This window comes from Rhizobacter sp. P3_B12 (genome assembly GCF_056402895.1).
On the sequence record NZ_JBFUGN010000793.1, the window covers coordinates 1 to 2,888 of the forward strand.

Below are 2,888 nucleotides of genomic sequence, written 5' to 3' on the forward strand. Positions count from 1 at the left end.
ATGTTGCGCTGGCCGCCGTGTGCGGCGCTCACGAGCACGGTGGGCCCGTGGTTCAGCAGGCGGTACGACTTGGCGAGCTCGACGGCGGTGTGCATCGTGGGAGCAAGAGCAGGGGTCAGAACGGGGCGGGGCTGTGGAAGCGCATCGGCCGCCCGTCGACCGGGTGCGGCAGCGCCAGCGATTGTGCGTGCAGCAGCAATCGCGGTGCCTTCGCAAGGGCTTCGGGCGGGGCGTAGAGCGCATCGCCGGCGATCGGGTGGCCGAGCGCCAGCAGGTGCACGCGCAGCTGGTGCGAGCGGCCGGTGACGGGCTCCAGCAGCACCCGCGTCGTGCCGCGTGCAGCATCGCGCTCGAGCACGGTGTAGCGGGTCAGCGCGGGCTTGCCATCGGCGAAGTCGACCTTCTGCTTCGGCCGGTTCGGCCAGTCGGTGAGCAGCGGCAGGTCGATCTCGCCGTGCTCGGTGCCGACCAGGCCATCGACCACCGCGATGTATTCCTTGTGCACCTCGCGCTGCGCGAAGGCATGGCTGAGCCGGCGCTGCATCTCCTTGCCGCGGGCGAACAGCATCAGCCCGGAGGTCGACATGTCGAGGCGGTGCACCACCAGCGCGTCGGCCACCGCGGCCTGCACGCGCGCGGCCTGGTTGTCGAGCCCGGCCTCGCCGCGGCCGGGCACGGCCAGCAGGCCGCTCGGCTTGTCGACCACCAGCATCGAATCGTCGAGGTACAGGAAAGCGGGGCTCATCGGTGCAACACTGGCGGGCATGAACGAACAGGCATTGGCCCGCGCACGGGCATTGATCTCACGCGGCGGCCGCCGCATTCTCGGCCTGGTCGGCCCACCGGGCGTCGGCAAGTCGACCGTCGCGCAGCAACTGGTCGATGCGCTGGACGGCGCCGCGGTGCTGCTGCCGATGGATGGCTTCCACCTGGCGAACGTCGAGCTGGCCCGGCTCGGCCGCGCCGGCCGCAAGGGGGCGCCGGACACCTTCGATGCCGGCGGCTATGTGGCCCTGCTGCAGCGGGTGCGCGGCCAGCAGGCCGCAGGCGGCATCGTCTACGCGCCGGAATTCCGCCGCGAGATCGAGGAGCCGATCGCTTCGGCGATCCCGATCCCGCCCGAGACTCCGCTGGTGATCACCGAAGGCAACTACCTGCTGCTGGAGTGCGACGGCTGGGCCGGCGTGAAGCCGTTGCTCGACGAGGCCTGGTATGTCGACGTCGATGACGCGCTGCGCCGGCGCCGGCTCGTCGAGCGCCACATGCGATTCGGCCGCAGCGAGCCCGAAGCCCGCGCCTGGGAGGCCGGCACCGACCAGCCGAATGCCGAGCTGATCGCTGCGACCGCGCCGCGCGCCGACYGGCGCTGCGCGGTCTGAGCCGGACGGCTGGCCGGTCGCCTTACTTGCGGCCGTAGGTGATCTTCTTCGCGCCGCTCTCGCAGCTGCCGACCACCTTGGCGTCGCCCACCTTGTCGGCGTCGACGATCTCCAGCACGTAGCCGGTGACCTGCTTGGCGTCGAGCTTGGCGGCGATCTCGGTCTTCAGTTCGTCGCAGGACTTGCCGGCGGCGAAGGCGGGGCCGGCGGCCAGGGTCAGGGCGGCCAGGGCCAGGGTGAAGGTGGCTTTCATCGGGGTTCTCCGTGGGGTTGTCTTTGAATGATTTCGGACGGTGGTCCGGCGCGCATGGTGCCACGCCGCGCGCGGCCCTGCGTTTCAGGGACAGCTGCGCAATTCGCGGCCGCTCCACTTCAGCGCCGGATCGGGGCGCTCCAGCTGGTCGGTGAGCACGCCGCTGAGCCGCCCGCTGTTGCCGAACGCGAAATTGCCGCCGTAGTTCACGTCGGCGATCAGCCAGCGGCCGTCGACGCGGTTCAGCACCACGGTGTCGGTCCAGYCGGTCGCGTCGAGCTTGCCGCCGGCGTCGAAGAACATGCGCACCGGCACCCAGGCGATGTCGCGGGCCAGCCGTGCCGGCTGGGCCTTCACGCGGCTCGGGCCCTCGAACAGGCTGGAGTAGAGATCGCCCTCGACGAACGGCGGCTTGTCGCCCGGCTGCGTCGCGAGGAAGGCCTCGTCGTAGCGGTGCGCCGTCTGCAGCAGGCACTGCAGGCGCGGTGTCAGCAGGCCGGCGATCAGCTTCAGGGCGGGCCCGTCGGGCGCGCCGCCGTTCGGCAGCTGGGCGATGCGCAACTCGTAGAAGGCCTGCACGGCGGTCTGCGGGCTCGCGGTGGCGTCGGCAGCGCTGGCGTCGTGCGAGGGGACCTGGGCGGCCAGTGTCAGGGCGAGGGTCAGCAGGGCGGAGCGGTGCATCCGCGGATTGTCCCCGGCCGGTGGGGAGCGCAGCGCGTCAGCAATTCACGCCGCGCGCCGGTTCATCGTGTCAGCGTGTTGCCGTCGGCCGCACCCGCCAGATCACGTTGCCGACGTCGTCGGCCACCAGCAGCGCACCTTGCCTGTCGAGCGCGACGCCAACCGGGCGACCCTGCGCATTGCCTTCGGGCGACAGGAAGCCGGTCAGCACGTCGATCGGCGGCCCGGCTGGCCGGCCCTGCGCGAACGGCACGAAGATCACCTTGTAGCCGCTGTGCGGCTTGCGGTTCCACGAGCCGTGCTGGCCGATGAACATGCCGTCGGCGAAGGCGGGCGGCAGCGCATTGCCGCGGGCGGCCGCAAGGCCGAGCGAGGCGGTGTGCGGGCCGAGCGCGTAGTCGGGCGCGATCGCGCGCGCCACCATGTCGGGCTGCGGCGGCTTCACCCGCTCGTCGACGTGCGCGCCGTAGTAGCTGAACGGCCAGCCGTAGAAGGCGCCGTCCTTCACCGAGGTGAGGTAGTCGGGCACCAGGTCGCTGCCGATCTCGTCACGCTCGTTGACGACGGTCCACAGT

At 71.4% G+C, this 2,888-nt stretch carries 5 protein-coding genes and 1 pseudogene; 1 reads left to right on the top strand and 5 read right to left on the bottom strand.

Features of this window, described 5'->3' with window-relative positions:
- Together AC1D01_RS28055 and AC1D01_RS28060 are read right to left on the bottom strand one after the other, a co-directional pair.
- A pseudogene (locus tag AC1D01_RS28055) lies at nucleotides 1–95 on the bottom strand (flavin reductase); the annotation flags it as partial.
- A 20-nt stretch (nucleotides 96–115) separates the two neighbouring features.
- Nucleotides 116–745 carry a pseudouridine synthase gene (locus tag AC1D01_RS28060; RefSeq protein ID WP_477872252.1) on the bottom strand — a complete coding sequence of 210 codons (630 nt, stop codon included), beginning with the start codon at nucleotides 743–745 and terminating at the stop codon, nucleotides 116–118.
- Nucleotides 746–764: 19 nt separating this feature from the next.
- Between AC1D01_RS28060 and AC1D01_RS28065 the strand changes: the two genes are divergently transcribed.
- A complete protein-coding gene (locus tag AC1D01_RS28065; protein WP_477872254.1) occupies nucleotides 765–1,379 on the top strand; it encodes a nucleoside/nucleotide kinase family protein in 615 nt (204 codons plus the stop codon).
- Between the two features lie 22 nt (nucleotides 1,380–1,401).
- Here AC1D01_RS28065 and AC1D01_RS28070 read toward each other — a convergent pair whose 3' ends face one another.
- The 3 genes from AC1D01_RS28070 to AC1D01_RS28080 form a co-directional block, all read right to left on the bottom strand.
- Complete coding sequence (locus AC1D01_RS28070; protein WP_477872256.1) at nucleotides 1,402–1,632, bottom strand: DUF1161 domain-containing protein; 231 nt, start codon at nucleotides 1,630–1,632, stop codon at nucleotides 1,402–1,404.
- An 84-nt stretch (nucleotides 1,633–1,716) separates the two neighbouring features.
- The gene (locus AC1D01_RS28075) at nucleotides 1,717–2,313 is read right to left on the bottom strand and encodes a YqhG/Tai3 family protein (protein WP_477872258.1); all 597 of its coding nucleotides are present in this window, start codon (nucleotides 2,311–2,313) and stop codon (nucleotides 1,717–1,719) included.
- A 70-nt stretch (nucleotides 2,314–2,383) separates the two neighbouring features.
- On the bottom strand, nucleotides 2,384–2,888 hold a 505-nt coding region (locus tag AC1D01_RS28080; RefSeq protein ID WP_477872260.1), incomplete at its 5' end, for a PQQ-dependent sugar dehydrogenase.

What these genes read in the sequence shown, in the direction of transcription:
- AC1D01_RS28070 (WP_477872256.1), bottom strand. Translation starts at nt 1,632, where the DNA reads ATGAAAGCCACCTTCACCCTGGCCCTGGCCGCCCTGACCCTGGCCGCC.
- AC1D01_RS28060 (WP_477872252.1), bottom strand. Translation starts at nt 745, where the DNA reads ATGAGCCCCGCTTTCCTGTACCTCGACGATTCGATGCTGGTGGTCGAC.